Below are 3,976 nucleotides of genomic sequence, written 5' to 3'. Positions count from 1 at the left end.
GTTGCAAAAATAATTTTTCTATACTTTGAGGCTATTATTATTTCCTTTAAATATTATTTTAACCTCAATTTGACCACTCAAATTACCTTATTGTGAAGGTTTTCAACTGAAAAAAAACGGAAAAACTCTTGTTTTTGACTGGAAAATTAAAGGAAAACACAACAATTTCAATAAAGTGTTGTCTTCCTTGAATATAAAGGTTCTACACTATAAACTCTGCTTTTTCAAATTACGCAATTTATGCTTACATCTTAAAATAAGCAAAGTCATCTCAGGATAAAACAAACAATTTATAGTATAGAATGAAGTATATCTTATTAAATATTTGAAGTTTTGTTTTAAAAGATTGTTTTATCCTAAAATAAAGAACAGGATGCTTTTGATGAAACAAATAAATTCTTTTTCCATACTGTTTACATTAATCTTGCTCCTTCTGACTTCAAGCTTAGCAGTAGCTGCGTTTACTCCAGAAGCTGGCGAATAAAGTACCCTTTGAGTTAACATTAGTTTCTAAGTTAAATTTGGAAGTCACTTGCTTTTCGGGATTTAAGCAGTTGAAAAGTAGTGTCGTTGAATAAGGTTGATTTCTAATTAACCTTATTTTAGTCATATCTGTAAATGAAAATACTCTTTTTAGGAACTATTACACCTGAGCGCGGGCAAGAAATACCCTTTGTTTTTAGCGGGTGTCCATCGCAATTTCGATTGAGGAGTTGAGGAGTAAAAAATGAGAAAAAGCATCTAGTGTCGCAAAAAAGTAATTATGGAACCTAATTTAGATAATTCCTATCAGAATGAATTGATTCGTAGTTATTCTGCTGATCTGTATTATTCTCGCGATTCACAATTAAATTTTCACGATACTAGTAGAATTTATTAGGTTATACTTATCAGTCGTGTACCATCTGATCGAGTGCTGCTGTAATCGTCAGGATAAGTGCATTATCCTGTCCGGGTTCAATTTCCACCCCATAGGTATCCTTTATCCTGAACCACTTTTTTGAGACCTCTGCAACCTTTTCCCTCCCGGCTTCAATCTTATACTCGTGATCCAAGATATTTCCCTGGATATCCATTTCAGGCCCGTCTGTGACTTCAACTTTCCAGCGGTTGCGGAGAGGCGCGATCAGGGCTTTTTTGATAGTTGCGACTGTTTTTCCGTTAGCATCCAGTATGTCCATAGTATCCCTGACCCGCAGAAGCTTCTCTTTGAGTTTAAACAGCTCGTTTCCCTTTAAATCCTTGATAATCAGGGTATTTCGCACGCGGAGAGCTTTGCCATCAACATAAAATAACTTCCCCCCAGCTTCATTTTCTATCCAGTAGTCATCTCCTATGGAAATGAGTTTTTCACTCATTTTGTAATGTTGAATGTTTTCTGCTCCATGGCCCCTAAGGCCTTCCATGATTCTTCGCATCAAAACCATTCCTTTTGTTTATTTTAAGTTCTTTCCTTGGGGTCGCTTATTTATCCTGAAGAGAGAGAAGGATTATATCGGTTAGCCTTCTAGCTCAGAAAACCGTGTAATACTCGAACCTACTTCCAATCATAATCTAGGCCGATGGCTCTTTTGAGTTTCCAAGAAGCATTCCCCCCTGCGTAAATATTGAAATAACATATAAGTACCATTTTATAAATTAATCAGATAGTCTGCTCTATACAACTGAGTAACCGTTAGGTGCTTTCGATTCCCTGCAAGAGTCTTTCCATTACCTGGTCGACGGTAAAGCTTGCTGCTTTCTGGCGTGGAGGAAATTCCTTAAACGTTGCTAAGAAGTCTCCCACAATACCCTGAGCCGGCACCACCATGAAGGCATGGTCGAGAAGCCAGTCGTAGTAAGTATTAGAGGTCTGATCTGCCCTTTCATATGGATCGGTACGCAGGTTAAATATTTTTGGTACGCGTAAAGGGATAAAAGGTTCAGCCCAGACCCTTAGAGTGCCGACGGCGCGCTGCTCCATAAAGACCATTTTCCAGTTGTCGTATCGTAAAGCGACTAGGTCTCCGTCGTCGGAAAAGTAAAAGAACTCAATCCGAGGGGATTTCTTCTCTTTTCCGGTCAGGTAGGGAACCAGATTATAGCCATCAAGATGTACCTTAAAAGTTTTGTTTCCTGCTTTGTAGCCTTTTTTAAGCTTTTCCTTAATATCTGGCTCTCCTGCTGCTGCAAGCAAAGTGGGCAGCCATTCAAGGTGGCTCACAATCTCGTTAGAAATTGTGCCTCCCGGGATATTGCCAGGCCAGCGCATTACTTCAGGAACGCGGAAAGCTCCTTCCCAGTTTGAGTTTTTCTCGTTGCGGAACGGAGTCATACCTGCGTCAGGCCAAGTGTTCATATGTGGTCCGTTGTCTGTGCTATAGATAACGATAGTGTCGTCGGCAATGCCGATTTCGTCCAGCAAATTCATAAGCACGCCTACCTGCCTATCGTGCTCAATCATGGCGTCGTGATATTCCGATTGCCAACGTCCAGACTGTCCCCTTATCTTATCCGGGATGTGAACCCTGAAGTGCATCCAGGTGGTGTTGAACCAGACAAAAAATGTTTTTCCAGCCGCATGCTGGCGCTTGATAAAACCGATGGCAGCCTCCAAAAACTCAAGATCTACGGTTTCCATTCGTTTTCTGGTCAGAGGGCCCGTGTCCTCAATGCGACCGCCGGCATAGCTGTGTATTACACCCCTTGGACCATAATTTTTCCTGAAATTAGGGAAATCCTTCTCAGATGGATAATCGGGGTTTTCCGGCTCCTCCTCGGCATTCAAATGATAAAGGTTACCAAAGAACTCATCAAAACCGTGGTTAGTAGGCAGGTATTCGTCCCGGTCTCCCAAATGGTTCTTTCCAAATTGACCTGTCGCATAACCTAAAGGTTTCAGCAGTTCGGCAATTGTTGGATCCTCAGGCTGAATTCCTATTTTGGCTCCAGGCATTCCCACCTTGCTCAACCCTGTACGGTAGGCACTTTGCCCGGTGATAAAAGATGCTCTGCCTGCAGTACAGCTCTGCTCCCCGTAAGAATCCGTAAACTTGATGCCTTCATCAGCAATCCTATCAATATTTGGTGTTCTGTATCCCATCAGGCCGTCACTATAGCAACTGAGGTTACTGATGCCAATGTCATCTCCCCAGATGACCAGTATATTTGGTTTCTTTTCTGCCATTCTTAATCCCCAGATAAATTGTATGATAGCTCGGTTGTAGCTTTTAAGTTGCCCTCCGATATTCGATTAACAAATTTAGATTTTTTTCGTCTCTACTCCCCATTTTATTTTTTTCTTGAGATCATGACAACTATTGAACTTTCAGCCGCTGCCGTAGCGGGATAGAGCAGTTCCTTATCAAGAAAAAAACAGTAGGAACAAGTGAGGTTGCATATTGCCCCGGTTAGCTTTGCCAGCACATGGATACGTGAGGCAGGTAGTCTTGTACCATTTTTACCCCATGTCTTTCAAGCTTGCTGACGAAGATTAGCCAGAACAGGATGGCAATGCCGAAAAATGACATTCCAACTTGCACAGACTAATTTTAATATTATTGGCTCTTCCATTCATACTGAACTGCGATATCTCCTCAAAGTTCGCAGTCCGCTAATCGTAGTTATATATTTAGATTTTTATATATATTATATTATACATAGATTCTAATTTTATCATGTTTGCTTTTCACTTAATTTAGTATCTACTTAGAGGGTTCTGTTGCAAAAAATGATGAGGAAGTTGTGTGCCTAAAATTCTGTAAATTCCAATTGCCTATATGTTACTGGATAATATCTTTCCTTTTTAGGTAAACGAATACTAGATTACTAGAAACATATATAAATGGAAAGAAAGTGTGTAGGAAACACAGCGTAATCTTTGGCTTTGTAAAATTCCTAAGAAATTTATTTTTTTACTTATTTATATTCAGACTCTTGAAGTCATTATTGATAAACTTTCTACAAAGCCCGAGCTTTATGAAAAACAGGGCATGAT

General features: G+C 40.0%; 3 protein-coding genes. All 3 read right to left on the bottom strand.

Annotated features, from left to right (window positions below):
* Positions 1–890: 890 nt before the first annotated feature.
* On the bottom strand, positions 891–1,418 hold the full coding sequence (locus tag BP621_RS02970) for an LURP-one-related/scramblase family protein (protein ID WP_292387878.1): 528 nt from the start codon (positions 1,416–1,418) through the stop codon (positions 891–893).
* A 257-nt stretch (positions 1,419–1,675) separates the two neighbouring features.
* Positions 1,676–3,166 (bottom strand): arylsulfatase, encoded by a 1,491-nt coding sequence (locus tag BP621_RS02965; protein ID WP_292387877.1) that lies wholly within the window; start codon positions 3,164–3,166, stop codon positions 1,676–1,678.
* Positions 3,167–3,389: 223 nt separating this feature from the next.
* Positions 3,390–3,521 carry a hypothetical protein gene (locus BP621_RS02960; RefSeq protein WP_292387876.1) on the bottom strand — a complete coding sequence of 44 codons (132 nt, stop codon included), beginning with the start codon at positions 3,519–3,521 and terminating at the stop codon, positions 3,390–3,392.
* Positions 3,522–3,976 lie beyond the last annotated feature (455 nt).

Origin of the sequence: Methanosarcina sp. UBA5, from assembly GCF_002505485.1 — an archaeon.
In the GTDB taxonomy this organism is placed as follows: Archaea; Halobacteriota; Methanosarcinia; order Methanosarcinales; family Methanosarcinaceae; genus Methanosarcina.
This window is presented reverse-complemented; position numbering and strand designations above follow the sequence as displayed.

What these genes read in the sequence shown, in the direction of transcription:
- BP621_RS02970 (WP_292387878.1), bottom strand. Translation starts at nt 1,418, where the DNA reads ATGCGAAGAATCATGGAAGGCCTTAGGGGCCATGGAGCAGAAAACATT.
- BP621_RS02965 (WP_292387877.1), bottom strand. Translation starts at nt 3,166, where the DNA reads ATGGCAGAAAAGAAACCAAATATACTGGTCATCTGGGGAGATGACATT.